At 58.7% G+C, this 25,967-nt stretch carries 22 protein-coding genes; 17 read left to right on the forward strand and 5 right to left on the reverse strand.

Going from position 1 to position 25,967, the window contains the following annotated elements; genetic code table 11:
• The first annotated feature begins 3 nt into the window (after positions 1–3).
• The 8 genes from cobN (at position 4) to AB4N44_RS00420 (ending at position 13,096) form a co-directional block, all read left to right on the forward strand.
• Positions 4–3,852, forward strand: a complete 3,849-nt coding sequence (gene cobN / locus AB4N44_RS00385; protein ID WP_460110741.1) for a cobaltochelatase subunit CobN — start codon at positions 4–6, stop codon at positions 3,850–3,852.
• Positions 3,853–4,078: 226 nt separating this feature from the next.
• A complete protein-coding gene (locus tag AB4N44_RS00390; protein WP_460110739.1) occupies positions 4,079–5,080 on the forward strand; it encodes an ATP-binding protein in 1,002 nt (333 codons plus the stop codon).
• A 2-nt stretch (positions 5,081–5,082) separates the two neighbouring features.
• The gene (locus AB4N44_RS00395; protein WP_460111659.1) at positions 5,083–5,745 is read left to right on the forward strand and encodes a vWA domain-containing protein; all 663 of its coding nucleotides are present in this window, start codon (positions 5,083–5,085) and stop codon (positions 5,743–5,745) included.
• Between the two features lie 174 nt (positions 5,746–5,919).
• A complete protein-coding gene (locus tag AB4N44_RS00400; protein WP_150752040.1) occupies positions 5,920–7,566 on the forward strand; it encodes a phospholipase D-like domain-containing protein in 1,647 nt (548 codons plus the stop codon).
• A 60-nt stretch (positions 7,567–7,626) separates the two neighbouring features.
• The gene (locus tag AB4N44_RS00405) at positions 7,627–10,263 is read left to right on the forward strand and encodes a P-loop NTPase fold protein (protein ID WP_127927105.1); all 2,637 of its coding nucleotides are present in this window, start codon (positions 7,627–7,629) and stop codon (positions 10,261–10,263) included.
• 458 nt (positions 10,264–10,721) lie between these two features.
• Positions 10,722–12,281 carry a TerC family protein gene (locus tag AB4N44_RS00410; protein WP_150774546.1) on the forward strand — a complete coding sequence of 520 codons (1,560 nt, stop codon included), beginning with the start codon at positions 10,722–10,724 and terminating at the stop codon, positions 12,279–12,281.
• A 295-nt stretch (positions 12,282–12,576) separates the two neighbouring features.
• The gene (locus AB4N44_RS00415; RefSeq protein WP_038368375.1) at positions 12,577–12,825 is read left to right on the forward strand and encodes a type II toxin-antitoxin system Phd/YefM family antitoxin; all 249 of its coding nucleotides are present in this window, start codon (positions 12,577–12,579) and stop codon (positions 12,823–12,825) included.
• Complete coding sequence (locus AB4N44_RS00420) at positions 12,815–13,096, forward strand: type II toxin-antitoxin system RelE family toxin (protein ID WP_127927109.1); 282 nt, start codon at positions 12,815–12,817, stop codon at positions 13,094–13,096. Before AB4N44_RS00415 ends, AB4N44_RS00420 begins: the two co-directional genes overlap by 11 nt.
• Positions 13,097–13,137: 41 nt before the next feature.
• Here AB4N44_RS00420 and AB4N44_RS00425 read toward each other — a convergent pair whose 3' ends face one another.
• From AB4N44_RS00425 to AB4N44_RS00435, 3 genes are all read right to left on the reverse strand, one after another.
• Positions 13,138–13,605: a hypothetical protein gene (locus AB4N44_RS00425; protein WP_127927111.1), complete on the reverse strand. Its 468-nt coding sequence runs from the start codon at positions 13,603–13,605 to the stop codon at positions 13,138–13,140.
• A 56-nt stretch (positions 13,606–13,661) separates the two neighbouring features.
• Positions 13,662–14,093: a thioredoxin family protein gene (locus AB4N44_RS00430; RefSeq protein WP_455805594.1), complete on the reverse strand. Its 432-nt coding sequence runs from the start codon at positions 14,091–14,093 to the stop codon at positions 13,662–13,664.
• Between the two features lie 91 nt (positions 14,094–14,184).
• Entirely contained in the window at positions 14,185–14,589 is a 405-nt protein-coding gene (locus AB4N44_RS00435) for a hypothetical protein (protein ID WP_150774548.1), read from the reverse strand.
• Between the two features lie 425 nt (positions 14,590–15,014).
• Between AB4N44_RS00435 and AB4N44_RS00440 the strand changes: the two genes are divergently transcribed.
• The 8 genes from AB4N44_RS00440 to AB4N44_RS00475 all read left to right on the forward strand — a co-directional run bounded on the left by AB4N44_RS00440 (position 15,015) and on the right by AB4N44_RS00475 (position 21,702).
• Positions 15,015–15,863: a transporter substrate-binding domain-containing protein gene (locus AB4N44_RS00440; protein WP_007912334.1), complete on the forward strand. Its 849-nt coding sequence runs from the start codon at positions 15,015–15,017 to the stop codon at positions 15,861–15,863.
• Positions 15,864–15,914: 51 nt separating this feature from the next.
• Positions 15,915–16,577, forward strand: coding sequence for an amino acid ABC transporter permease (locus AB4N44_RS00445; RefSeq protein WP_003225455.1), 663 nt, complete (start codon positions 15,915–15,917; stop codon positions 16,575–16,577).
• Positions 16,578–16,586: 9 nt separating this feature from the next.
• Entirely contained in the window at positions 16,587–17,249 is a 663-nt protein-coding gene (locus AB4N44_RS00450) for an amino acid ABC transporter permease (RefSeq protein WP_460110735.1), read from the forward strand.
• Positions 17,246–18,037, forward strand: a complete 792-nt coding sequence (locus AB4N44_RS00455; protein ID WP_110719164.1) for an amino acid ABC transporter ATP-binding protein — start codon at positions 17,246–17,248, stop codon at positions 18,035–18,037. The genes AB4N44_RS00450 and AB4N44_RS00455 overlap by 4 nt, the downstream gene beginning before the upstream one ends.
• A gap of 30 nt (positions 18,038–18,067) precedes the next feature.
• A complete protein-coding gene (locus tag AB4N44_RS00460) occupies positions 18,068–18,454 on the forward strand; it encodes a RidA family protein (RefSeq protein WP_096797669.1) in 387 nt (128 codons plus the stop codon).
• 157 nt (positions 18,455–18,611) lie between these two features.
• Positions 18,612–19,376 carry an IclR family transcriptional regulator gene (locus tag AB4N44_RS00465; protein ID WP_150752101.1) on the forward strand — a complete coding sequence of 255 codons (765 nt, stop codon included), beginning with the start codon at positions 18,612–18,614 and terminating at the stop codon, positions 19,374–19,376.
• A gap of 42 nt (positions 19,377–19,418) precedes the next feature.
• On the forward strand, positions 19,419–20,633 hold the full coding sequence (locus AB4N44_RS00470) for an amino acid deaminase (RefSeq protein ID WP_455805592.1): 1,215 nt from the start codon (positions 19,419–19,421) through the stop codon (positions 20,631–20,633).
• A 130-nt stretch (positions 20,634–20,763) separates the two neighbouring features.
• Positions 20,764–21,702, forward strand: a complete 939-nt coding sequence (locus tag AB4N44_RS00475; protein ID WP_150752047.1) for a sugar kinase — start codon at positions 20,764–20,766, stop codon at positions 21,700–21,702.
• Positions 21,703–21,810: 108 nt separating this feature from the next.
• On the opposite strand, the gene AB4N44_RS00480 is transcribed toward AB4N44_RS00475, so the two are convergent.
• On the reverse strand, positions 21,811–22,086 hold the full coding sequence (locus AB4N44_RS00480; protein ID WP_007912322.1) for a peptidylprolyl isomerase: 276 nt from the start codon (positions 22,084–22,086) through the stop codon (positions 21,811–21,813).
• A 51-nt stretch (positions 22,087–22,137) separates the two neighbouring features.
• On the reverse strand, positions 22,138–24,675 hold the full coding sequence (locus AB4N44_RS00485) for a PAS domain-containing hybrid sensor histidine kinase/response regulator (protein ID WP_316918223.1): 2,538 nt from the start codon (positions 24,673–24,675) through the stop codon (positions 22,138–22,140).
• 113 nt (positions 24,676–24,788) lie between these two features.
• On the opposite strand from AB4N44_RS00485, the gene AB4N44_RS00490 reads away from it, so the two are divergent.
• Complete coding sequence (locus AB4N44_RS00490) at positions 24,789–25,898, forward strand: PilT/PilU family type 4a pilus ATPase (RefSeq protein WP_127927131.1); 1,110 nt, start codon at positions 24,789–24,791, stop codon at positions 25,896–25,898.
• The last annotated feature ends 69 nt before the right edge of the window (positions 25,899–25,967 follow it).

A 25,967-nucleotide genomic window follows, 5' to 3' on the forward strand; every position in this document is an offset into this window, starting at 1 on the left:
ACCATGCACCTGCTCAGGACTCAGCCCGGCGGTTTCGTCTCGGATGACAACATTGCCGACCTTGGCCAAACCCCCGCCGAGCTGGTGATCCTGTGCAGCGGCGACTCCAGCCTGGCGCTGCTCGCCGAAGCCGCGCAGCAGTTGCCGGAAGATTATCCGAGCCTGCGTCTGGCCAATCCGATGCAGGTGCAGAATCACGCTTCGGTCGATCTGTATGTCGACGAAGTGCTGCGTCACGCCAAGGTCATTCTGATCTCGCTGCACGGCGGCATTGCCTATTGGCGTTATGGCGTCGAGCGCTTGGTCGAGCTAGCCGAACGTGGCGTGCAGGTGATTCTGGTACCGGGCGATGACCGTCCCGATCCGGAGCTCAGCGACTTGAGCACCGTCAATGCAGAAGATCGCGACCGGCTCTGGCAGTTTTTGCGTCAGGGCGGTCTGGGCAACGCGCTGGATTTCTTCCGCTGTCTGGCCAGCCGTTGGCTCGCCCGCGATTACGCCTGGGAAGAACCGCAAACCCTGCCGCGCACGGCGATTTACCACCCGAACAAAACCAGCGCCGCACTGAGTGACTGGCAAGCCGAATGGCTGCCGGAAAACCCGGTGGCGGCGGTGCTGTTTTACCGCTCGCACCTGCAAGCGGCGAACACCGCGTTCATCGATGTTTTCTGCCAGCGCTTGCAGGCAGCGGGGTTGAATCCGCTGCCGATCGCGCTGGCCAGTCTGAAAGAACCCGGCTGCCTGGCGGTGGTCGAGGATTGGCTGGATGAAGTCGAGGCGGGGGTGATTCTCAACACCACTGGATTCGCTCAGTCCAGCCCTGAAGCGCCGCATCTGCGGCCGTTTCGCCGCAATATTCCGGTGATCCAGGCGATCTGCGCGCAGGACAACGAGCCCGGCTGGCGTGACAGTGAGCAAGGTCTGGGGCCACGGGATCTGGCGATGCACATTGCCTTGCCGGAACTCGACGGGCGCATCATCAGTCGGCCGATCAGTTTCAAGGATCTGGCCTGGCGCAGTGAGCGCAGCCAGTCCGATGTGGTCTGCTACCGCGCGCAGCCTGAGCGCATGGATTTTGTCGCGGAACTGGCGCGGCGCTGGATTGCTCTGGCACGGGTGCCGAATGGCGAAAAACGCATTGCGCTGATTCTCGCCAATTACCCGACCCGCGACGGACGCATCGGCAACGGCGTCGGCCTCGACACGCCCGCAGCGGCGCTGAATATCCTGCGCGCGTTGCAGGCTGAGGGTTATCCGCTCACCGCTGAACTGCCGGGCAGCGGCACCGAGTTGATCCAGCAATTGCTCGGCGGCGTCAGCAACGATCTCGACACGATTGATCTGCGCCCGTGCCAGCAAAGCCTGGCGATGGACGCGTACCTGACGATGTTCAATGCGCTGCCCGAGGCCAATCGCGCCGCCGTTGTCGAACGCTGGGGCCCGCCGCAAAACGATCCGATGTGCCGCGACGGGCGGATGATGATTGCTGGTCTGCGCTTCGGCCTGACCTTCGTCGGCATTCAGCCGGCGCGCGGTTATCAGGTCGATCCGAGCGCGGTCTATCACGATCCCGATCTGGTGCCGCCGCACGGTTATCTGGCGTTCTATTTCTGGTTGCGCAACACCTACGGCGCCCACGGCGTGATTCACGTCGGCAAGCACGGCAACCTCGAATGGCTGCCGGGCAAAGGCGTTGGCCTTTCGGAAAACTGCTGGCCGGACGCAGTGCTCGGGCCGCTGCCGAACATCTATCCGTTTATCGTCAATGACCCGGGCGAGGGCGCCCAGGCCAAGCGGCGTACGCAAGCGGTGATCATCGACCACCTGATGCCGCCGCTGACCCGCGCCGAAACCTATGGGCCGTTGCGCAATCTGGAGCTGCTGGCCGACGAATATTACGAAGCGCAGTTGCTCGATCCGCGTCGCGCCCGCGAGTTGCAGCGCGACATTCTGCAACTGGTGCGGGACACGCAGATCGACCGCGAACTGCAACTCGACGCCGGGATGGACAGCGACGCCGACGCGGCGATCTGGTTGCCGCGTCTCGATACCTATTTGTGTGATTTGAAGGAATCGCAGATTCGCGATGGCTTGCACATTTTCGGCGAGTCACCGAGCGGGCGATTGCGCATTGATACGTTGTTGGCGTTGTTGCGTATTCCGCGCGGAGACGGGAAGGGCGCGCAGTCGAGCCTGCTGCGCGCACTGGCCAAAGCATTCGAACTTGGTTTCGATCCGCTCGACTGTGCGTTGGCCGATCCATGGACCGGCCCGCGTCCCGCAGAGCTGCAAGAGCAAAGCGACGAAGTCTGGCGCACCGCCGGCGACACCCGCGAACGCCTCGAACTGTTTGCCACTGAACTGATTTTCCAGACGCTGCAATCCCCTTGTAGGAGTGAGCCTGTTCGCGATAGCGGAGTGTCATTCGATACAGATTTGCCTGACACACCGCCATCGCGAGCAGGCTCACTCCTACAAGGACCGCGTTGGGCTGAAGTCGGCGCAATCATCGACAATCTGCGCGAAGTCGTCGCCCCACGCCTGGACGCCTGCGGCCCCGCTGAAATGCGCGGCCTGCTCGACGCCCTCAGCGGTCGTTTCGTCCCCGCCGGCCCGAGCGGCGCGCCCAGCCGTGGTCGCCTCGACGTGCTGCCGACCGGACGCAATTTCTACTCGGTCGACGTACGCAATCTGCCGACCACCACCGCATGGCGCATCGGTTTCCAGTCGGCGACGTTGATTCTCGAGCGTCACCTGCAGGACCACGGCGATCACCTGCGTCAGCTCGGATTATCGGTGTGGGGCACCGCGACCATGCGCACCGGCGGCGACGACATCGCCCAGGCCATGGCGCTGATGGGCGTGCGCCCGGTGTGGGCCACTGGCAGTCAGCGTGTCGATGATTTCGAGATTCTGCCGCTGAGCCTGCTCGACCGCCCGCGCGTTGATGTCACCCTGCGAGTCTCCGGATTCTTCCGCGATGCCTTTGCCAACCTGATCCGCCTGTTCGACGCTGCTGTGCAAGCAGTGGCGGCACTGGATGAGCCGGACGATCTCAATCCGCTGGCGGCTAAAGTGCGCGCCGAGCGTGAGTCTTTGCTGCAATCGGGTCTTGATGACGAAACGGCGCGGCGTCAGGCCGGTTGGCGAATCTTCGGGGCCAAGCCCGGTGCCTACGGTGCGGGCGTGCAGGGCGCTATCGACGGGCGTTTGTGGCAGAGCCGCGACGATCTGGCCGAGGTTTATCTGAATTGGGGCGCCTACGCTTACGGCGGTTCCGACGAAGGCACCGCCGCCCGTGAACAATTCGTGCAGCGCCTGAGTCAGGTGCAAGCGGTGTTGCAAAATCAGGACAATCGCGAGCACGACTTGCTCGATTCCAACGACTATTACCAGTTCCAGGGCGGCATGCTCGCCGCCGTGGAAACCCTGCGCGGCGAAGCGGCGGCCAGTTATCACGGCGATCACAGCCAGCCGGATCTGCCGAAGATTCGCACCTTGAAAGAAGAGCTGAACCGGGTGATTCGCTCGCGGGCGGCTAATCCGAAATGGATCGACGGGGTCAAGCGGCACGGCTATAAAGGTGCGTTTGAAATGGCGGCGACGGTTGATAACCTGTTTGCGTTCGATGCCACCACGCAGTTGATCGATGACCACCAGTACGCGTTGTTGGCGGATGCTTATTTGCTCGATCCGGCGACTCGGGAATTTGTTCGCGAGCATAATCCGCATGCGCTGCGGGATATGACCGAACGCATGCTTGAGGCGCAACAGCGGGGGATGTGGCAGGAGCCGGGGGCTTATAAAGAGGCGCTGGAAAATCTGCTGCTGGATATAGAGGAAGATATGTAGCGTCCTCAGGAAAGTCACCCCCTCACCCCAGCCCTCTCCCCCAAGGGGGCGAGGGGGAAAGGGAGCCGATTTGTGTGCTGTTCAGAATCGAAGTCAACTCGATAATTCAGGTCGGCGTACCTTGCAAAAGCAACTCGCTCAGTTCCCTCTTCCTCTGGGTGAGGGCCACCCCAACTGACACCCCACAATGCCAAGTACACCCACGACCACGACAGAGAAAACCCAAATGACCGACACACCACATTTCCCGCTCTCCGCCGTGGTCGGCGCCGATGACTTGAAACTCGCCCTGTGCCTCACCGCCATCGACCCGAAAATCGGCGGTGTGTTGATCGAAGGCCCGCGTGGCATGGCCAAGTCCACGCTGGCCCGTGGCCTGGCCGATCTTCTCGCCAGTGGTCAATTCGTCACCTTGCCGCTGGGCGCCACCGAAGAACGTTTGGTCGGCACCCTCGACCTCGACGCTGCCCTCAGTGAGGGGCGTGCGCAGTTTTCGCCGGGTGTGCTGGCCAAGGCTGACGGCGGTGTGCTCTACGTCGATGAAGTCAATCTGCTGCCAGATCACCTCGTCGACCTGCTGCTCGATGTCGCCGCCAGCGGCACCAACCTGATCGAGCGCGACGGTATTTCCCATCGGCATTCGGCGAACTTCGTACTGATCGGCACCATGAATCCGGAAGAGGGCGAGTTGCGTCCTCAGTTGCTCGACCGCTTCGGCTTGAACGTCGCCCTCAGTGGCCACACGGCACCGACCGAACGCGGACAGATCATTCGTCGGCGACTGGATTTCGACAGCGATCCGCAAGCGTTCTGCGCGCAGTGGGAAGCTGAGCAACTAGCCCTGCGTACTCGCTGCGAAACCGCTCGCGTTGCCTTGGTCAACATAGCGCTGGACGACGTGTCGCTGGCACAGATTACCGAGCGCTGTTTTGCCGCCGGGGTCGATGGTCTGCGTGCCGACCTGGTCTGGTTGCGCGCCGCCCGGGCTCATGCTGCATGGCGCGGGGCTGAGGTGATTGGTGAAGAAGATATCGACGCCGTGGCCGAGTTTGCCCTGCGCCATCGTCGTCGCGAGCAACCGGCATCGAGCCCTCAACAATCAGCCCAATCACCCGCCGAGGCTCAGGCTTCGCCGAGCGAAGGGCAGGGCCAGTGGGGTGACATGCCGGCGCCCGCGCTCGCCACGGGCGCTCGCCGTGAAGTGCCGAGCTGGCCAAAAAAGCCTTAGGCATTCGCCCCCGGTCCGACGCGGGGGCGAATGCCAGACCCCGCGCCGGACGGCTGGACAACGGACGCCAAGGCAAGCGTCATGCCGCTCGCAGCGGTACGGTGAACTGGCCGGGCACGTTGCTCAACGGGTGTCCTCGGGGGCGTGAGGATCTGCTGTTTCAACTGCGCACGCGCTCGCCGCATGAACTATGGCTGGTCATCGTCGATGCGTCGGCCTCGACACGGCGCCATCAGGCTTTGAGCGATGCCAAAGGCCTGCTCGCGCAACTGTTCGATGACGCTTACCGCCAACGTGCGCGCCTGGCGTTGTTGACGGCCAGTGGCGCGGCGCCGAAATGGCAGGTGCAAGGGTTGAAGGCGTCCAGCGGTTTGCATACCTGGCTGGAGGCGTTGGGCGCTGGCGGTGGCACGCCGTTAATGCCGGCACTGATGCAGGCCGAGCAATGGCTGGCGGTGCGGCGCAAGCGTTTTCCTGCGGAGCAGCAGCGGTTGCTGGTGGTGACCGATGGGCGTTTGAAACAGTGGTCGGGATTGCCGGCGCTGGCGTGTCCGGGGTTGTTGATCGATATCGAGCGCGGGCCGATCCGGTTGGGGCGGGCGCGGGATCTGGCCGAGGCGTTGGGGTCAGAGTATCGACATATCGATGAGCTGATTTCTCTCTGAGCTTTTCAGCGATTGTTCGAACGTCTTCGCGAGCAGGCTCGCTCCCACCCTGGAATGCGTTCAAATGTGGGAGCGAGCCTGCTCGCGAAGGCATCACCTCGGTTTTTCATTTAAACACTCAAACCCGCATCCCTGCTCTATGCTGCACCCAGCCCCAATCACAAGGAGTGAGCGATGCGCGTACTGGTCAGCAATCCCGCAGACGATTTCCGCGTCAAAGCCTACGCCGGCACCAACGGCGTGCTGCTCGCCATGGATCTGGCCGAGCCCCGGCGCAAAGGCCTGCTTGGGTTTGCCATCGAAAAGCAGCAGGGCGCCAAACCCTGGTTGTTTCTGTTTAACAGCCTGACCTTCCCCGGCAAGCCGCACACCTTTGCGCAGTTCCACGCCACACCGAGCGATACCGCCCCGCTGCAGAAATTTCGCTGGGCCGATTACGCGGTCAATCCGGGCATGACCCTTCACTATCGTGTGCACCTGGCCTACGGCTCTGCCGACGCCGTGCAGTTGGGTGAATCGCTGGAGCTGACGATCACTTCCGATGACGGTCACCCGAGCAACCAAAGCGTGATCTTCAATCGCGCCGTTGCCGCCAGTCAGGCATTCCAGCGCAAGTTTCCCGATCTCGACGCACAGATCAGCGCCAACAAAAACATGCCCATCGAAGCCTGGCCCGATGCGGCCCGTCAGTGGCTGGAAAACGGCTTGCTCGGGCGCTTGCTGGGTTTTATCGAGCGCGCCGTCGACGAGCAATGGGCGCTGGACATTGCCATCTATGAATACCAATTGCAGGCGATCATCGAGGCGGTGAACGCGGCATTCGCGCGGGGCGTAAAGGTGCGGGTGCTGTATCACGCGCGGCTGGATGACGAAGACACCACGATCAACCAAGCGAGTCTGGCGGCGCTGCCGCTCGAGAGCAAACGCGGGCGGGTGACCCATAACATCTTTCACAACAAGTTCATCGTTCTGAGTCGCGTCGATGGCAGCGGCGAGCATCAGCCTGCAGCGGTTCTGTGTGGCAGCACCAACTTCACCGCCAACGGGGTCTATCGTCAGGCCAATGTGGTGCATGTGCTGGACGACGAATCGGTTGCTGCCAGTTATCTGCAAATGTTCGAGCAGATCTGGGTGCAGCCGGATGATGTCGGTGTAACCCGCGACTGGGTCACCGAACACAACCCGATGAATGCGCAACAGCCGTTATTCGCCGGTTTTTCACCGCGTACCGGCGGGGCTGACCTGAAAGCGTTCGTTGAGATCATCAGCGCGGCAAAAAAGGACGTGCTGTTCGTCACGGCGTTTTCGCTGCCGGACGCGATTCTTAACGCGTTACTCGGCCAGCCGCACGATGACATTCTGCGTTATGGTCTGCAGAACACTGCCAGTCGCATCAGCGGATTCCACGCCGACCGCAGCGCCGAATTCGCCGCCACTGCGTTGCTCAATACCGGGCTGGAAGGCTGGCTGCGCGAGAACATGAAAGGCCAGAAAGGCAATCTGCTGGTGCACACCAAAGCGGTGGTCACTGACTTCACCACAGACACCCCGACCATCATCAGCGGCAGCCACAACCTCAGCGCTTCGGCCAGTAATGGCAATGATGAAAACTACCTGATCATTCGTGGCGACACCGATCTTGCCGACCGCTATGGTCTGGAACTGCTGCGGTTCTACGAGCATTACCGCTTTCGTTATTTCGCGAAGAAACTGGCGTTGAAGCAGGTGAGTCCATTGGCGATAGACGACAGTTGGACCAACGATTACTACCTCGAAGGGGATTTGCGCCAGCTGTCACGTCTGCGCTTTGCCGGACGTTAGCGTTTTTTGACCTATTCACCAAATCTATTCTTGGGTTGCTCGTACGAGCTGGAGCGTGTCATGGATAACAAAAGAGAGAATTCGAAAAAACTTGACGAGAGCTCGCAAAAGCGTGACGAGAATTCGAAAAGACCTGACGAGAGCTTGCAAAAGCGTGACACGAACTCGACTAGGCCCGACGAAAGTTCGACTTACCGGCACCAAACGGACCCATTAGAGGGACAGCGTTCAAGGCAGCGTATTCCGCCTGAAAATCTTTATCGAGCACCAGAAACCCTGCAACCTGTACGTGAAAAGTCCAAGACGGCATCGAATAAAACTTCCGCAGTATCAGAGGAACCTCGAAAAGATCCACCACTTCAGGTGTCCGATGAGGTGGAGGAGGTGGCGCAGGTCTTTGTCTCGGGCCAGGAAAAGCCTACCAGCCGCCCAGCCACTACCTCCATTGTAATTACTCAGAATGATGATCCTTGGGCAACTGATCTAGACGATCGCCTGGGTGCCAACGATGAAGCTAAAGCTTTTGCACGCCTTGCCGTAGCCAAGGATTTCACTCCGCCTCTAGCCATCGGATTATTTGGCAACTGGGGCAGCGGAAAGTCATTTTTCATGCGGCTGATCTATCAGCACATCGAGCGTTTGATCAAGGGAGAACCAAGCGTCCAAGCACCCGAAGCGGGTTCTAAAGCCTTCCATACGGATGTCGTACAGATTCGATTCAATGCTTGGCACTACGCAGAAACCAATCTGTGGGCGAGTCTGGTCAACCATTTGTTCATTGAACTGGATCGCTGGTACACGAAGCACAATCCTGAGGTACGCGACCCTTTGCTCGAGCATTTATCAACTTCTCGAATGTTGACGCTGGATGCGGCGAAGGAATTGGTTCGGCGCCGCCGGGACCAACGTGCGGCCGCCGAACAACTGCTCAAGGCTCGTAAAGAACTGGAAGATGCTCACGCAAAAGTTGTTTCTTCGCCCATGATCTATTTTAAAACGCTGAGCAAAATATTGGGCGCCGAAAATAAAGATGAAGAGGTTGAAACTGCAAAAAACCAGATGACGAGCGCCATGCAGTTGCTTGGGATCGACACATTGGCTGTGGACGTCAAAGACTTTCAAGAGGTATCCAATGCTCTGCGCAACGAGACCGTAAGGGCGAAATTGCTCGCCAGCGGTTACAAGTCTCAATTACTGAGTTGGAGGAGCGTGGGCGTTTTCACGGGGCTCGTGTTGGCATTGCCATGGATTGCGACAGGACTGACAGTGCTAAAAAACCAGGTTCCTTCGTTAGGCAGCCTGCATGAAGATCTGATCCTGTTGAGTGTTGCAGTGACAGCTGTCACTGCGCGCCTGCGTTACGTCTGGGGCAAAATTCGCGGCGCACTGGAGAAGCTGGAGTCGGGCAAGAAGGCACTGGATGACGTCATCAATCGTCGGCTTGCCAAGGAGCAAGGGACATTTAAGGTGGCAAGCCAAGATCTGGCGAGGATGAATGCAGCCGTCGATGAGGCCAAGGCCTTGGTGCAAGTCACCAGTGAACAGTTGGCTCACGCAACACACGATTTCTCTCAGGGAACCGGTGCGGGGCGTTTGAAGAAGTTTGTTCGCGCTCGTGCGACTGACGGTGACTATGCGCAGCACCTTGGGTTGATCGCTACAGTACGCAAGGATTTCGAAGAGCTGGCCTTCAATGTGGCTGAGGCGAGCAGTCTTCGTGAGTCGGTCGAGGCAGAGCGAGAGGCATTCGTAGCGAAGATGGAGGCGTTTCTGGAAGCCAATGGCGGGCTACTGGAGGAGAGTGACATCGAGAAGTTGCGTGCCGCTGCAACACAACCACCCGATGAAGTTCGATCGTTCAAACGTATTGCGCTATACATCGACGACCTGGATCGTTGCCCACCGGATAAGGTCGTCGAAGTACTGCAGGCTGTGCATCTGCTGCTTACTTTCCCGTTGTTTGTGGTCATGGTTGCTGTAGATGTGCGTTGGGTGCGCAAGGCATTGCTTGAGCGTTACCCGAATTTGATGACGGGTAATGAAGAGCAATCTCAGACCGCGTCTGTGTCTGATTACTTGGAGAAAATCTTCCAGATACCCTATTGGATGCGCCCAATGGACAGTGCATCGAGTGAGCAGTTTTTGAAGAGCCAACTGGAAAGAATAAAGAACGCGGAGTCGATGAACGGTGTTGTTCCGGTTCCTGATATGCCTCTCCCGGTCGAGGTCGTCAATGTTGAAGGTGTTGCGTCGGAACCGATGCGCCTCACCGAAGGCGAGACGCAAACGCTGCAAAAACTGGCGCGGTTCATGGGGGCATCGCCTCGACGTGCACTTCGATTTCTGAATGTCTATCGTTTGATCAAAGTTAGCCTCAAATCCGACGATTTAAAGGTTCTGGAGGACGGGGAGTACAACGCACTGCTCACCCTTTTGGCTATTGCAATGGCGACTCCACTCTGTTTTTCGAACTTGCTACGTTCCGTTAATGAGAGGTCAGACATCTTTGAGATGAAAGCGATCAGAACACTGACCATGGGCACGACCACCCAATATGAAAAAAATATAGCCGAATACAATCGGCTTGACGAAATATTGAAGATATACGATGACTTGGTCTTGAAGTCTCTGGGCGGAGCAAACCACCGGGTAAAAAATTACACTGGAATTATCCAGCGTTACTCGTTTGATGGCTGATGCAATAGTGTGTGAGGCTTCAGCGGCCATCAGGCAATACGGTGGCCAGTGCTGACGGGCGCGACCGAGGTACAACCGGTCGCGGATCTGCGCCCAGAGTGCCGACACTTCGGGACAAGGTTTGTGGCCCGCGGCACTCAGCGCAGGTGCTGTCCTCCCTTAACCCGTTAGGAGGAAGCAAAGCTGACGGCGTACAGATTTTGAAATGATTTGCCGCTGTAGGAAATGTTCCCAAAGCCTGTACGCTCCAAGGCCATTTTTCATTCAGGATCTACATGAACACCCTCTCGGAGCCTCCCAGTTACCGCTTCCCCTCGCGCCATGGCGCGGTCTTGATGCACTCGCAACATCCAGTTTTCCGACATCCGACTATCGTTGCTAACGCGGCTCCAGAGCTTTCGCGTTGCGCTTTGCCGTGTCCGGCAGCCTGAATTTACTGAGAGAGATCGAGACGTTTTATGGAATGGTTAGCGGATCCCACAGCCTGGTTAGGCTTGTTGACATTGATCGTGCTGGAACTGGTGCTGGGTATCGACAACCTGGTGTTCATCGCAATCCTGGCGGACAAACTGCCGCCGCATCAGCGCGACCGTGCGCGGATTATCGGCCTGTCGCTGGCGCTGATCATGCGCTTGGGCCTGTTGGCGAGTATTTCCTGGCTGGTGACCCTCACGCAGCCGTTGTTCGAGGTATTCGACAAGAGCTTCTCCGGCCGTGACCTGATCATGCTGTTCGGTGGTGTGTTCCTGCTGTTCAAGGCGACCATGGAATTGCACGAACGTCTTGAAGGTCATGTCGGTGAACGCACGACCAACAGCGCTTATGCGATGTTCTGGCCGATCGTTGCGCAGATCGTGGTACTCGACGCGGTGTTCTCGCTGGATGCGGTGATTACCGCCGTGGGCATGGTCGATGAACTGGCGGTGATGATGATTGCGGTGATCATCTCGATTGGCTTGATGATCGTTGCCAGCAAGCCGTTGACGCGCTTCGTCAACGCGCACCCGACGGTAATCATGCTGTGTCTGGGCTTCCTGATGATGATCGGTTTTGCCCTGACCGCCGAAGGTCTGGGCTTCCACATTCCGAAAGGCTATCTGTATGCCGCCATCGGCTTCTCGATTCTGATCGAGGTGTTCAACCAGATTGCCCGGGCTCGCCGCAAACGTTCGATGCAAGGCCTGCGACCGATACGCGAACGTACTGCTCACGCGGTCATGCGCTTGCTGGGCGGGCGCAAACTGGCGGCGGAAGACGTCGGCGAGGAAATCTCCGACCTGCTCGATGACGGTGACGCGCCAAGTGCCGAACTGTTCGACCGTCGCGAGCGGGTGATGATCAGCGGCGTGCTGCAACTGGCCGAGCGGCCGATTCGCGGGCTGATGACCGTGCGCGCCGATGTCGACACAATTGATCTGGCCGATGACCGCGAGGCGATTCGTACCCGCTTGATGCACTCGTCCTACTCGCGTCTGCCGTTGATTCGCAACGGTGCGGTGGATGAGCCGTTGGGCTTCGTGCACAAGAAGGAACTGCTCAAGGAGTACCTGGCCGGTACCGAGCCGAATCTGGAACATCTGGCGCGCAAGACCATCAACCTGCTCGACAGTTATTCGATCCTCAACGCACTGGAGCAGATGCGCGCTGCGTCGACGCACATTGCTTTCGTGGTTAATGAGTTCGGTGATTTTGTCGGCGTGTTGACCATGACCGACATTCTCGAATCGATTGCCGGTGAGTTGCCGGATGCCAGCGAAATCGAAGGCCCGGATGTCGTCGAGGAGCAGGGCGGGTTTATGGTCAGCGGTGCGCTCAACCTGGCGCGGGTGCGCCAACGCACCGGGTTTGGCGCCAAGCCGACCGAGGACTATCAGACCCTGGCCGGGTTGGTGATGAGCCTTCTGGATCGATTGCCGGTGATCGGTGATCGTCTGGAGCTTGAAGGCTGGCACATGACGGTCAAAGCCGTGGAAGAGCGGCGGGTGACGCGGGTGTTGTTGGTGCGCGCTGCCGCGTAATACTTGAGTTCTCTGGCGACTGTACTGTCCTCTTCGCGAGCAGGCTCGCTCCCACATTGGAACGCGTTGCAAATGTGCGAGCGAGCCTGCTCGTGAATGCTTGGGTTCAGGCACCGCAGTATTTACTGATGAAAAGTGTAGCGATCCTTCCTGTTCCCACCCAAGTGCGAGAAATATCTGACGGACAACACAGAAACGTCGTTGGAAATCACGTGGTATCGTCAAATGGATCGAAGTTAAGAGCTTCGAGGGTGCTATTTTAGGTGCTGTTAAAAGTACTTCAGGAAGCACCTTAATGGCACACATCGTTCTTTCTCACGTAGTAGCGAGTATTTCCGAATTGAAAAAAAATCCGATGGGCACTGTAGCTGCTGGAGGTGGACGCTCTGTAGCGATTCTCAACCGAAATGAACCAGCGTTTTATTGCGTACCTGCCAAAGAATACGAGGCAATGATGACGCGCCTTGATGATCTGGAGTTGATCGCGCTTTGCAAGGAGCGAGAAAACGACCCCACCATCAAGGTCTCAATAGATGACCTATGAGCTGGAATTTTCTGAAAAGGCCTGGAAAGAGTGGGAGAAGCTGGGCGCAGGTCTACGAGATCAGTTCAAGAAAAAACTAGCGGAGCGGCTGCTTAATCCACATGTACCGGCGGATCGACTCAAAGGCCTCGGTAATGCATACAAAATTAAGCTGCGGAGCGCCGGATATCGGATGGTGTATCGGGTCAAGGATGAAGTATTGGTGGTCGCGGTGATAGCCGTTGGCAAGCGAGCGCGAGGCGAAATCTATACAGAGGCTGCCAAGCGCTGAAATAGATTTCCAAAGGACGTCCGTTGCCTGACACGCTGGATTTATCCCCTGGCACCGAACAGGGATCTCCACCACACCACGATTCGCTCAAGAGTGTTTTTCGCTTCTCTAGTCTCCAGACTCATTAGCGTCAGACTGCCAAGTTGCGCGGCGGCGACGCCGATTGCTCCATCTGTCTGGAGTTTGACCGTGGCTCCGGTCGTGCCGGCTGGCGCGAGGATCCAGTCGGTTCGCACTTGCCAGTTGGGATCGTCTGTCAGCGCCAACTCAAGTTCGTCGCCAGCAGGATGTAGCGTCAATATCACGCGAGCCGTGGAGGCGGATGCAGTCTTCATTCTGGCGGACAGTGCATATTCTTCGGCTTCAGATTGGAAAATGACGTCCTGACTGATGTATCCGGGTGAAGTGATCTCGCAGTCATCCTTGTTAAATTTCACGTGCTCTGGAAGGCTCACTGACCAGTCTTTTTCGCCTTCGTAAAACTCGCCATTGCTGATCAAATTCGTCATGTCCTATCCTTCTCTGAGACTTTTTGGTTAACGCGGCGTCGGAACCTTCAGCCTGTTCAGCACTGACTCCGCAGACGCGCACGTACAACAGTGCGCAGAGTACGAAGTGTCTGACGCAGCCAAGACAGATCATGCGTTCGCTTTCGGGGCACAGTGGGCGCTTTGGTCTTGCCGATGTGCTCGGCAAAATCCCGTGCGAGGGTTTCTTCCGTGCCGATGCCTTTGAGTTTTTTCACCAGCCTGCCGTTCTTGTAGAACAGTACGGTGGGCGTACCGGTGACCAGCGGATGACGGGCAGTTTCGCTGGTATTGAGCATGTAGATATTGGCGCGATGCCGGTACGGCTCGGCCGTCTGGCGAAAAATCGGGCCGGCCCATTCGCAGGCGGGGCAGTGTTCGTTGGCGAAATACAGGATCACTGGGCGCCAGGTTTTCAGGGCTTTGCGGTAGGTGGCCGGCAAGGCTTCGAAAGGGGTTGTCGAGTCCATTGGAAACTCCCTTTTTCGGAATGCAGTGGTGATGCGTTCACGGAGAAAGCAAGCCGTCACGAGATGAAAGCTTGCTTTCAAGAGTATTGGCTCAGAGCAGCCTGGATAGCGTTACATCGCCGAAATAAGAGCCAAGTTCATCAAACGTACCGTCATTGCACTCTACCGTCACCGTGAACTTGAGTGTCGCGAGAGGGGCGTCGAACTCTTGGAACTTGATCGTCCAGCCTTGGTTACCTCCGACGTCAAGTTGAACCGGGTTGCCTGTCGGATGTGGTTGCACAGTGATGCGGCCCGCATAGCCATGCAGTGTTTTCATTCTTGCCGAGATCATGAATTTACCGCCGCCCTCGCTACCCAGGAGAACGTCCTGACTAATGGAGTCAGGAGGCGCGATTATGCAGTGACCAACTACGTAACTGACGTTACTCGGGGTTGTTGCTGTCCAGTGATCGCCTTGATTCGCAAAATCACCATTTTTAATCAGATTGGCCATTTCAAAAGTCCTTATTGAGATTTTAAGTTCGGTTCCTGACCCGTTCGGTCCGGACCAGTAGGCCTATCAATTCACCGGTCAACAACTGTCAACTCTGACAGGTCGAGCGGTAAATCCGATGAGCGGTCACTTGCGGTCAAGCCATTTTTCCAAGTCCGATTCAATGCATTATCTGTGCATCAATCGGTCGCGCACATGCCCATAAATGTGACGTTACTTCCCAATCGGTTGCCTTCAGTAGCGAAGGTCAAACCTCTACTGGCAATAGTTGCGCGCAGATCCGCGGACTAACTTGTTGAACCGATTAATGTTTCCGAAGGCCTGGGTTTTATTGCCAAAGCTATGGCACACTTTCTGCTGTCTATTCCGTAGTAACAAACCGTGTTCCGGTATAGCGGAATAAACACCATTCTGGAGTGCTTGCCATGCATCGCCGTCCTTCGTTGTTCAAAGCGTGTGTTTTTGTTCTTGCGGCTTCGTCCGCTGTCATGGGTATGGCCCAGGCAGCCGACAGCAAGCTCGACAGTGTTCTGGCCCGTGGCAAATTGATTGTCGGCACTGGCAGCACCAATGCGCCGTGGCACTTTCAGGGCGCGGACGGCAAGTTGCAGGGCTTTGATATCGACATCGCGAGAATCGTCGCCAAGGGTCTGTTCAACGATCCGAGCAAAGTCGAGTTCGTGGTGCAGTCGTCCGATGCGCGGATTCCCAATCTGCTCACCGACAAGGTCGATATGAGCTGCCAGTTCATCACCGTCACCGCCAGCCGTGCGCAGCAAGTCGCGTTCACCTTGCCGTACTACCGCGAAGGCGTCGGCCTGCTGCTGCCGAACAACAGCAAGTACAAGGAAATCGAAGACCTGCAAGCCGCGGGCGACAGCGTCACCGTGGCCGTGCTGCAAAACGTCTACGCAGAAGAACTGGTGCATCAGGCCTTGCCCAAAGCCAAGGTCGATCAGTACGACAGCGTCGATCTGATGTATCAGGCCGTTAACTCCGGTCGCGCCGATGCCGCCGCCACCGACCAGTCTTCGGTCAAATACCTGATGGTGCAGAATCCTGGCCGCTATCGCAGCCCAAGCTATGCGTGGAGCCCGCAAACCTACGCGTGTGCAGTGAAGCGCGGCGATCAGGACTGGCTGAACTTCGTCAACACCGCGCTGCATGAAGCCATGACCGGCGTTGAATTCCCGACTTACGCGGCGTCGTTCAAACAATGGTTCGGTGTTGATCTGCCTTCCCCAGCCATCGGTTTCCCAGTCGAATTCAAATGATCCCGTGAGAGTGGGGCGATTCCCGTCGCCCCGCTCAAGGTACTGCTGACCATGAACTATCAGTTGAACTTTGCCGCCGTGTGGCGCGATTTCGACACTTTGCTGGCGGGGCTCGGTCTGGGTCTCGAACTGGCGCTGGTGTCGATCGCCATCGGCTGCGTGATCGGCCTGCTGATGGCGTTTGCCTTGCTCTCCAAGCATCGCGCCTTGCGGGTGCTGGCTTCGGTGTACGTCACGGTGGTGCGTAACACGCCGATTCTGGTGTTGATTCTGTTGATCTACTTTGCCTTGCCAAGCCTGGGCATTCGTCTGGACAAGATTCCCTCGTTCATCATCACGCTGTCGTTGTATGCCGGGGCGTACCTGACCGAAGTGTTCCGTGGCGGTTTGCTGAGCATTCCAAAAGGACAGCGTGAGGCCGGGCTGGCCATCGGTCTCGGCGAGTGGCAGGTCAAGGCCTACGTTACCGTGCCGGTGATGTTGCGCAATGTCTTGCCGGCGCTGTCGAACAACTTCATTTCGCTGTTCAAGGACACCTCGCTGGCCGCCGCGATTGCGGTGCCGGAGCTGACCTATTACGCGCGCAAGATCAACGTCGAGAGCTACCGGGTGATTGAAACCTGGCTGGTGACCACGGCGTTGTATGTCGCGGCCTGTTACCTCATTGCCATGCTGCTGCGTTACCTCGAGCAGCGTCTGGCGATCCGCCGATAGGAGGCTGCGATGTACGAATCTCCGAGTTGGTTACATGAATTGTGGGTCGCGCGTGAGCCGCTGTGGCAGGGCTTTTTGACCAGTGTGCAAGTGTCGGCGCTGGCGATTCTGCTCGGCACTGCGCTCGGCGTGGTCACCGGTCTGGTGCTGACCTACGGCAAGTTCTGGATGCGCGCGCCGTTCCGTTTTTACGTCGACCTGATTCGCGGTACACCGGTATTTGTGCTGGTACTGGCCTGCTTCTATATGGCACCGGCGCTGGGCTGGCAGATCAGCGCGTTCCAGGCCGGCGCCTTGGGTCTGACCTTGTTTTGCGGTTCTCATGTGGCTGAGATTGTCCGTGGTGCGCTGCAAGCCTTGCCGCGCGGGCAGATGGAAGCGAGCCAGGCCATCGGTCTGACGTTCTACCAATCCCTCGGCTACGTGCTGTTGCCTCAGGCATTGCGGCAGATCCTGCCGACCTGGGTCAACTCGTCCACCGAAATCGTCAAGGCCTCGACCTTGCTCTCGGTGATCGGCGTCGCCGAATTGCTGCTCAGCACGCAACAGATCATCGCCCGGAACTTCATGACCCTGGAGTTCTACCTGTTCGCCGGTTTTCTGTTCTTCGTCATCAACTACGGCATCGAATTACTCGGCCGGCACATTGAAAAGCGGGTGGCCTTGCCATGACTCAAGCTCAAGTTTCTTCACAGCCTCAGGCGTTGCTGGACATCCGTGGCCTGCACAAACAATACGGCGCGGTCGAAGTGCTCAAGGGTGTCGATCTGAGCATGCAGCGCGGCAACGTGGTCACGCTGATCGGCTCCAGCGGTTCGGGCAAGACCACGCTGCTGCGTTGCGTGAACATGCTCGAGGAATTCCAGGGCGGGCAGATCCTGCTCGACGGTGAATCCATCGGCTATGACGAGGTCAACGGCAAGCGTGTGCGTCACGCGGAAAAAGTCATTGCCCGCCATCGCGCGATGACCGGCATGGCGTTCCAGCAATTCAACCTGTTCCCGCATCTGACCGCGTTGCAGAACGTCACCCTGGGTTTGCTCAAGGTGAAGAAAATGCATAAGGACGAAGCCGTCGTCCTCGCGGAAAAATGGCTGGAGCGTGTCGGCCTGCTGGAGCGGCGCAATCACTTTCCCGGTCAGTTGTCCGGGGGTCAGCAACAGCGCGTGGCGATTGCCCGGGCGATCGCGATGAACCCGAGTTTGATGCTGTTTGATGAAGTCACGTCGGCCCTCGACCCGGAACTGGTCGGCGAAGTGCTCAACGTGATCAAGGGCCTGGCCGAAGACGGCATGACCATGTTGCTGGTGACCCACGAGATGCGTTTTGCCTTCGAGGTTTCGGACAAAATCGTTTTCATGAATCAGGGGCGGATCGAAGAGCAGGGGCCTCCCAAGGAACTGTTCGAACGCCCGCAATCGCCGCGTCTGGCTGAGTTTCTGAAAAGCACGCGGTTTTAATTTTTCGTTTTGTAATCAGGAGAAGTACCCATGAGCATTACGCGTTACGGCACCGGCAGCACCGCCGCTGGCGGCCAGCCCCGTCCATTCGCTCGCGCTGTTGAAGCGGATGGTTGGCTGCATGTGTCCGGCCAGGTGCCGGCGGTGGATGGCGAGATCATTGTCGGCGGCATCGTCGAGCAGACTCACCAGACCATGAAGAACCTGATCGCGATTCTCGAAGAGGCCGGTTATGGCCTGGAAGATGTCGTGCGTGCCGGGGTGTGGCTGGACGATCCGCGGGATTTCAGCAGTTTCAACAAGGTTTTCGGCGAGTATTTCAAGCCTGAACACGCACCGGCGCGGGCCTGTGTGCAGGCGAGCATGATGGTTGATTGCAAGGTCGAGATCGACTGCATTGCGTACAAGAAACCCTGACCAATACGCGGATCGTTCCCACGCTCTGCGTGGGAATGCCTCTCGGAACGCTCCGCGTTCCAAGGGACGCAGAGCGTCCCGGGCTGCATTCCCACGCGGAGCATGGGAACGATCATTAGCGGTAAACTCCCGGCGACTTTGAATGGGAACCACTGAAATGACCGAAGACACCATCAAGCGCCGGGCCCGCGGTCTGGACCGGGCGTTCGATATCCTCGATTTCCTCAAGGAAGTCGGCCAGCCGCTGCGTCCGAACGACATCGCCAACGGCATCGGCAGCCCGAAATCCACCGTCTACGAACTGGTCGCTTCGTTACTCGAACGACGGATTCTGGAGCCGGTGGGCAAGGACGGTCACGTCTATCTCGGCCGGCAGTTGTACTTCCTCGGTCAGGCGCATTTGCGTCATTTCGACCTCAGTCGCGAAGCCGATCACGCCTTGCAGGAGATCGTCAGCCAGACCCGTGAAACCGCGCAGATGTGCCTGCTCAACGGGCGCAAATACACGGTGGCGTTGATGAAGGAGGGCGAGCGGCACTTCCGTATTTCCTCCGACATCGGTGAAAACGCGCCGATCCCGTGGACGGCTTCCGGGCGTCTGCTGCTCGCACACCTGAGCGATCAGCAGATCATCGACCTCATCGACGAGGACGATTACATCCTGCCCGACGGCGAACGTTTGCCATTGGAGCGTTTTCTCGCCGAAATCCGTCAGGCCGGCATCGATGGATTTTTCTCCTTCGACAGCGTTGCCGACACCTTTACCCATTGCTTCGCCGCCCCGGTCAAAGACCCCGGCGGTGTCGCCATCTGCACCTTGTGCATCGTCGCCCCACGGGCCGATGCGAAGAACAATTACAACGACTATCGCCGGGTGCTGATCGAGAGTGCCAACAGCCTCGCCCGGCGTATCAACGAATAACCGCGGCTGCCTGCGGCCGTGAAAAAAGTGAGGAGTTCGACCATGACGACTGCCATCAATACTGCTGTGGAAAAGGGCGACGCGGCCATTGGCGCGCACCTGACGCGTGACGTCAGCCTGCCGGCGCTGGTGCTGCACCGCGAAGCGCTGGAGCACAACATCCGCTGGATGCAGAAGTTCGTCAGCGACAGCGGTGCGGAACTGGCACCCCACGGTAAAACCAGCATGACCCCGGCACTGTTCAAGCGTCAGCTCGACGCCGGTGCCTGGGGCATCACCCTCGCCAGCGCGACCCAGACCCAGGCTGCTTACGCCCATGGCGTGCGCCGCGTGCTGATGGCCAACCAATTGGTCGGCACGCCGAACATGGCATTGATCGCCGATCTGCTCGCCGATCCGTCGTTCGATTTCTATTGCATGGTCGATCACCCGGACAACGTTGCCGATCTCGGCGCCTACTTCGCCTCGCGTGGAGTGAAGCTCAACGTGATGATCGAATACGGCGTCGTTGGCGGACGTTGCGGTTGCCGTAGCGAGCAGGAAGTGATTGAACTGGCCAAGGCGATCAACGCGCAACCGGCGCTGGCCCTGACCGGCATTGAAGGTTACGAAGGGGTGATTCACGGCGATCACGCGGTCAGCGGGATTCGTGAGTTTGCTGCATCCCTGGTGCGTCTGGCGGTGCAGTTGCAGGACAGCGGCGCGTTCGCCATCGCCAAACCGATCATCACCGCCTCGGGTTCGGCATGGTACGACCTGATTGCCGAATCGTTCGAAACGCAGAACGCGGCGGGGCGTTTCCTCAGCGTGTTGCGCCCGGGCAGTTACGTGGCGCACGACCATGGCATCTACAAAGAGGCGCAGTGCTGCGTGCTCGACCGCCGCAGTGATCTTCACGAAGGTTTGCGTCCGGCGCTGGAAGTCTGGGCCCACGTGCAGTCGCTGCCGGAGCCGGGTTTTGCGGTGATCGCACTGGGCAAACGAGATGTCGCGTTCGATGCCGGTTTGCCGGTGCCGTTGCTGCGTTACCAGGCGGGTGTGGTGCCGGCGCTGGGCGATGACGTCGGTGCGTGCAAGGTCACGGCGGTGATGGATCAGCACGCGTTCATGACGGTAGCGCCGGGCGTTGAGTTGCGCGTGGGTGACATCATTTCTTTTGGTACGTCGCATCCGTGCCTGACGTTCGACAAGTGGCGTGTGGGGTTGTTGGTGGATGAAGAGTTGTCGGTGATCGAGAGCATGGAGACTTGTTTCTAAGACTCGATACCGAGTCGCGGCCATTCGCGAGCAGGCTCGCTCCCACACTTGGAATGCATTCCCCTGTGGGAGCGAGCCTGCTCGCGAAGGCGCCAGTCCAGACACCATCGATCAACAGAGACAGCACAAGATGAACACCCTCAGCCCTCTGGGCCCGAACACCCCGCGTATCGCCCTGATTGGCGAATGCATGATCGAACTGCAGCAACGCGCCGACGGCAGCCTGCAGCAAAGCTTCGGTGGCGACACCCTGAACACCGCGGTGTATCTGTCCCGCGCGATGGGCGACAAGGCCCGGGTCGATTACGTCACCGCGCTGGGCGATGACAGCTTCAGCGATGCCATGTGCCGGATATGGACCAGCGAAGGCATTGGTCTGGATCTGGTTCAGCGTCTACCCGGACGCTTGCCGGGCCTGTATTGCATCCAGACCGATGCCAGCGGCGAGCGGCGCTTCCTCTACTGGCGCAATGAAGCGGCGGTTCGCGACTGTTTCACCACCCCGGCCGCCGAGCCGATTCTGGCAGCGCTGCCGGATTACGATGTGTTGTATTTCAGCGGTATCACCTTGGCCGTCCTCGGTGCATCGGGCCGGGAAAAACTGATCCAGACGCTGATCGAAGCGCGCCAGCGTGATGCGCGGATTGTCTTCGACAACAACTATCGGCCACGCCTGTGGGCCTCGGTAGAAGACGCGCGCGCGGCCTATCGCAGTGTATTGCCCTACGTTGATCTGGCATTGCTGACAGTGGATGACGAACAGGCGCTGTTCGGTTTCGCCGATGGTGACGCGGTGTTTGCCGCTTACGCGCAATTCGGCACGCCGGAAGTGGTGCTCAAGCGTGGCGCCGAGGCGTGCCTGATTCGCTGTGATGGCGAGGCTTTTGAGGTGCCGGCGCAGAAGGTCGAGAAGGTGGTGGACACCACGGCGGCGGGGGATTCGTTCAGTGCGGCGTATCTGGCCAGTCGATTGCTGGGCGCAAGTCCGGCGGAGGCTGCCGAGGCCGGGCACTTGCTGGCCAGCCAGGTGATTCAGGTGCCGGGGGCATTGATTCCGAAACAGGCTTGAATGGCCGCTTGCTGCGCAATCGGTTCGCGAGCAGGCTCGCTCCCACAGGGGAATGCATTCCAAATGTGGGAGCGAGCCTGCTCGCGAAAGGGCCCTGAAGCCAACCCGTCAATCGCGGTAAAACACCTGCACCAGGTGATACCCGAACTTGCTCTTGATCGGCCCATGCACGGTCCGCAGTGGCTTTTTGAAGATCACCGCATCAATCGCGCCGACCATCTGCCCCGGCCGCACTTCACCCAGATCGCCGCCGCGCTTGCCGGACGGGCAGGTGGAAAATTTCTTCGCCAGCACATCGAACGCTTCACCCTTGGCGATGCGTTGTTTGAGCTGTTCGGCCTCTTCGGCGGTTTTCACCAGAATGTGGCGGGCTTGGGCTTTCATCGTGCGGTACCTGATAACGGGGTGACGGCGGGGCGCGGATTATGCCTCAAGTCACGGGGTTTGGCTGAGCATCGTGCGGATCTTGCTGGCCAGCAGCTCAATGGCAAACGGTTTGGCGACCATGTCCATGCCGTCCTCGAGGAAACCCTGGCGCTCGGCAGCTTTCTGCGCGTAACCGGTCATGAACAGCACCTTGAGGCCCGGCCGATGCTGACGGGCGATTTCCGCCAGTTGCCGGCCATTCATGCCGGGCAGGCCGACGTCGGTGACCAGCAGATCCACGCGCAGATCGGACTCAAGCAGCGGCAGGGCGGTCTTGGCATCTTCGGCTTCGTGGGCTTGATAACCCAACTCCCGGAGCAGATCGAGCACCAGCATGCGCACGGCCGGGTCATCTTCGACGACCACCACGGTTTCGCCGGTCGCCGTCGTCGGCGCTTGCTCAAGCGGCACGATCGCTGGCCGTTCCGGCTCGATGCCGTACAGACGCGGCAAGTACAACCGCACACAGGTGCCCTGGCCCGGCAAGCTGTCGAGGCTGACATGCCCGCCCGACTGCTGGGCAAAACCATAAATCATCGACAGGCCCAGCCCGGTGCCCTGGCCAATGGGCTTGGTGGTGAAGAATGGATCAAAAGCCTTGGAACGCACCGAGGGCGTCATCCCGGTGCCGTTGTCGCTGACTGCCAGCATCAGGTAATCGCCGGCCTTGACCGGTTCCAGCGTGGTGATGTCACTGCCATCGAGATACACGTTGGCGGTTTCAATCACCAGTTCGCCGCCATCAGGCATCGCATCCCGGGCATTGATGACCAGGTTGAGCAGGGCGTTTTCCAGTTGGCTGACGTCGGTGCTGACCGGCCATACATTCTCGGCCAGATGCAGTGTGAGTTCGATCGGATCGCCCTTGGTCCGGCGGATCAGGTCTTCCAGAGAATGCACCAGCTCATTGACGTTCAGGGTTTTGCGATCCAGCGACTGTCGCCGCGAAAACGCCAGCAACCTGTGGGTCAGTGCTGCCGCACGATTTGCCGAGGACACCGCCGCTTCGGTAAATCGACCAATTTCGTCGGCCCGGCCGTTGGCAATGTAGCGCTGCATCAAATCGAGACTGCCGATGATCCCGGTGAGCATGTTGTTGAAGTCGTGAGCGATACCGCCAGTGAGCTGACCGACAGCCTCCATCTTCTGCGCATGGCGCAAGGCATCTTCGGCACGCTCGCGTTCGAACATCTCGTTCTGCAAACGCTGGTTGGCCTGCGCCAGTTGTTCGGTGCGAGCGCTGACCCGTTCTTCAAGGGTTTCGTTGAGATTGCGCAAGGCTTCTTCGGTTTTCTTGCGCTCGGTCTCGTCGATCACAAAGATGTAGAAACCATTCACCGCGCCGTCCGCACCGTAACGTGGCAGGTAATTCATCAGCGCGTGGCGACTGCTGCCATCGCGGTGCGGGGTGTACAGGCTGAACGAACACGGTCTGCCGGCCAGGGCTTCGGCAATGTAAGGCAGACGCAGGAAATAGGCCTCTTCACCGATGACTTCACGAATCGTGCGGCCGTAGAGTTCCTGTGGCGTGAGTCCGTACCAGTCCAGATAGGCCGCGTTGTTCAGGCGAAAGCGCTCTTCACAGTCGACATAGCTGATCAGGATCGGCATGGCGTTGATGATCAGTTGCAGTTCGGTCTGGCTCTGGCGTAACGCCTGTTCGGTGTGTTTGCGCTCGGTCAGGTCCAGCGCCGCGCCGAGGAAGCGCATGGGCCGGCCATGATGATCCTTGTAGCAGCGCCCGCGAGCGAACACCCAGCGGACCTCGCCGTCAGCCTGCAACAAGCGGTATTCCTCAGCGTATTCGGTGCCGTGGGTGATGCAGTGTTTGATGCTGCGCGCGATCATCGCGCGGTCTTCGGGGTGCACGCCCTGCAAGTAATCGCTGATCGGCAATTGACCGGACAGGGCGGGGTCGACGCCATGCAGTTGGGCGAAATGCGCATCGGCGATAAAGCGATCTTCGCCGATATCCCAATCCCAGGTGCCAACGGCATCGGTCGCGGCCAGGGCCAGTTGCAGGCGTTCCTCGGTTTCGCGTTGAGCCTTGAGGCTTTCTTCGGAGCGTCGCTGCAGTTCCAGAGCGATGCGTCGGCGTTCGTTGGTTTCGATGGCAGTCACCAGAATTCCGGCGACTTGCGCGGTTTCATCACGGATCGGACTGTAAGTCAGATCCAGCCAGAAGTCGGACTCTTTGCCGTCACGTTGCAGGGTGAAGCGTCTTTCGCTGTAGGTGCGCACCTGGCCTTGCAGGACTGCTCTGTAAATGGGGTCGGTAAACTCTTGAAGTTCGGGCCAGATCTGGTGCGCAGGTTGTCCGAAAGCGTGCGGATGCTTGTGCCCGGCGAGCAGGGCGAAACCGTTGTTGTAGATCTGCGTGAGCTGCGGGCCCCACAACAACAGCATCGGCATGGGCGAGTGAATCACGATGTCCACCGCCGTGCGCAGGCTCTGCGGCCAGTTGCCGGCAGCACCCAGCGGGCCACGGCTCCAGTCGGTGCGGGCGATCAATGCCTGCGCGTCGTCGGTGTTCGGTACAGCATTCATTACATCAGTCCTGAGCGTGGTTCGGTGAGGCGACGTCTATCATTGTTGCAGTTGAGCTGCGCCAGGCGCAGGCCATTTTCTGTTCATTGAATGCTTCGCGGGTGTTTTTTGCCATGGAAATCGATGCACTGTTGTCAGTTTTGTCCAATAAAAACGGTTCGGATCTGTTCCTGTCCACGGGCGCACCGCCCAGTGCGCGGGTCGACGGCGTGCTCACGGCGTTGAGCGAGCAGCCTTTCAAGATCGGTGAAACCGCCGCCATCGCCGCCTCCCTGATGGACGCCGAGCAACGACGGGAGTTCGACCGGGATCTGGAAATGAACCTGGCGATTTCGCGAACGGGCATCGGCCGCTTTCGCGTGAACATCTTCAAACAGCGCAACGATGTATCGATCGTTATCCGCAACGTCAAACTCGACATCCCGCGCTTCGCTGACCTGAAACTGCCGCCGGTACTGCTCGACACCGTCATGCTCAAGCAAGGGTTGATCCTGTTTGTCGGCGCCACCGATTCGGGTAAGTCGACTTCGCTGGCGGCATTGATCGACCACCGCAACCGCCACAGCACCGGGCACATCATCACCATCGAGGATCCGATCGAGTACATCCATCGGCACCAGCGTTCAATCATCAATCAACGTGAAGTCGGGGTCGATACGCGCAGTTTTCATGCGGCGTTGAAGAACACTTTGCGCCAGGCGCCGGATGTAGTGCTGATCGGTGAAATCCGTGATCGCGAAACCATGGAACATGCATTGGCGTTTGCCGATACCGGACATCTGGTGCTATCGACGTTGCATGCCACTAACGCCAATCAGGCGCTGGATCGAATTATCAATATGTTCCCGGAAGAGCGGCGACCGCAGTTATTGCAGACGCTGGGCAATAACCTGAAAGCATTTATCTCGCAACGATTGGTGCGCACTGTCGATGGCCAACGACGGGCTGCTGTCGAGGTGCTGTTGGGCACGCCAACCATCGCTGATCTGATCCGACGCGGTCAGTTCGATGAACTCAAACCGATCATGGAGAAATCCACCGAACTGGGTATGCAGACATTTGATGCAGCGTTGTTTTCGTTGGTTGCCGAAGGTGCAATCAGTGCGCAGGAGGCTTTGAAAAATGCAGACTCGATCAATAATCTTAAATTACGAATCAAACTGGCTGGAGATGAAAGTAGTAATAATGGTTCGCCGTCAGGGGAGTGGGGACTAATGGATTGATGTTTAATTGATTGCTTTGAATATCCGTCAGGAAATAGCGCCTCATATTTTTGAAGTGGAAGGGGGGTG

The sequence above is a fragment of the Pseudomonas sp. S3_C06 genome (assembly GCF_054667675.1).

What these genes read in the sequence shown, in the direction of transcription:
- cobN (WP_460110741.1), top strand. Translation starts at nt 4, where the DNA reads ATGCACCTGCTCAGGACTCAGCCCGGCGGTTTCGTCTCGGATGACAAC.
- AB4N44_RS00390 (WP_460110739.1), top strand. Translation starts at nt 4,079, where the DNA reads ATGACCGACACACCACATTTCCCGCTCTCCGCCGTGGTCGGCGCCGAT.
- AB4N44_RS00400 (WP_150752040.1), top strand. Translation starts at nt 5,920, where the DNA reads ATGCGCGTACTGGTCAGCAATCCCGCAGACGATTTCCGCGTCAAAGCC.
- AB4N44_RS00405 (WP_127927105.1), top strand. Translation starts at nt 7,627, where the DNA reads ATGGATAACAAAAGAGAGAATTCGAAAAAACTTGACGAGAGCTCGCAA.
- AB4N44_RS00410 (WP_150774546.1), top strand. Translation starts at nt 10,722, where the DNA reads ATGGAATGGTTAGCGGATCCCACAGCCTGGTTAGGCTTGTTGACATTG.
- AB4N44_RS00415 (WP_038368375.1), top strand. Translation starts at nt 12,577, where the DNA reads ATGGCACACATCGTTCTTTCTCACGTAGTAGCGAGTATTTCCGAATTG.
- AB4N44_RS00420 (WP_127927109.1), top strand. Translation starts at nt 12,815, where the DNA reads ATGACCTATGAGCTGGAATTTTCTGAAAAGGCCTGGAAAGAGTGGGAG.
- AB4N44_RS00425 (WP_127927111.1), bottom strand. Translation starts at nt 13,605, where the DNA reads ATGACGAATTTGATCAGCAATGGCGAGTTTTACGAAGGCGAAAAAGAC.
- AB4N44_RS00430 (WP_455805594.1), bottom strand. Translation starts at nt 14,093, where the DNA reads ATGGACTCGACAACCCCTTTCGAAGCCTTGCCGGCCACCTACCGCAAA.
- AB4N44_RS00435 (WP_150774548.1), bottom strand. Translation starts at nt 14,589, where the DNA reads ATGGCCAATCTGATTAAAAATGGTGATTTTGCGAATCAAGGCGATCAC.
- AB4N44_RS00440 (WP_007912334.1), top strand. Translation starts at nt 15,015, where the DNA reads ATGCATCGCCGTCCTTCGTTGTTCAAAGCGTGTGTTTTTGTTCTTGCG.
- AB4N44_RS00445 (WP_003225455.1), top strand. Translation starts at nt 15,915, where the DNA reads ATGAACTATCAGTTGAACTTTGCCGCCGTGTGGCGCGATTTCGACACT.
- AB4N44_RS00450 (WP_460110735.1), top strand. Translation starts at nt 16,587, where the DNA reads ATGTACGAATCTCCGAGTTGGTTACATGAATTGTGGGTCGCGCGTGAG.
- AB4N44_RS00455 (WP_110719164.1), top strand. Translation starts at nt 17,246, where the DNA reads ATGACTCAAGCTCAAGTTTCTTCACAGCCTCAGGCGTTGCTGGACATC.
- AB4N44_RS00460 (WP_096797669.1), top strand. Translation starts at nt 18,068, where the DNA reads ATGAGCATTACGCGTTACGGCACCGGCAGCACCGCCGCTGGCGGCCAG.
- AB4N44_RS00465 (WP_150752101.1), top strand. Translation starts at nt 18,612, where the DNA reads ATGACCGAAGACACCATCAAGCGCCGGGCCCGCGGTCTGGACCGGGCG.
- AB4N44_RS00470 (WP_455805592.1), top strand. Translation starts at nt 19,419, where the DNA reads ATGACGACTGCCATCAATACTGCTGTGGAAAAGGGCGACGCGGCCATT.
- AB4N44_RS00475 (WP_150752047.1), top strand. Translation starts at nt 20,764, where the DNA reads ATGAACACCCTCAGCCCTCTGGGCCCGAACACCCCGCGTATCGCCCTG.
- AB4N44_RS00480 (WP_007912322.1), bottom strand. Translation starts at nt 22,086, where the DNA reads ATGAAAGCCCAAGCCCGCCACATTCTGGTGAAAACCGCCGAAGAGGCC.
- AB4N44_RS00485 (WP_316918223.1), bottom strand. Translation starts at nt 24,675, where the DNA reads ATGAATGCTGTACCGAACACCGACGACGCGCAGGCATTGATCGCCCGC.
- AB4N44_RS00490 (WP_127927131.1), top strand. Translation starts at nt 24,789, where the DNA reads ATGGAAATCGATGCACTGTTGTCAGTTTTGTCCAATAAAAACGGTTCG.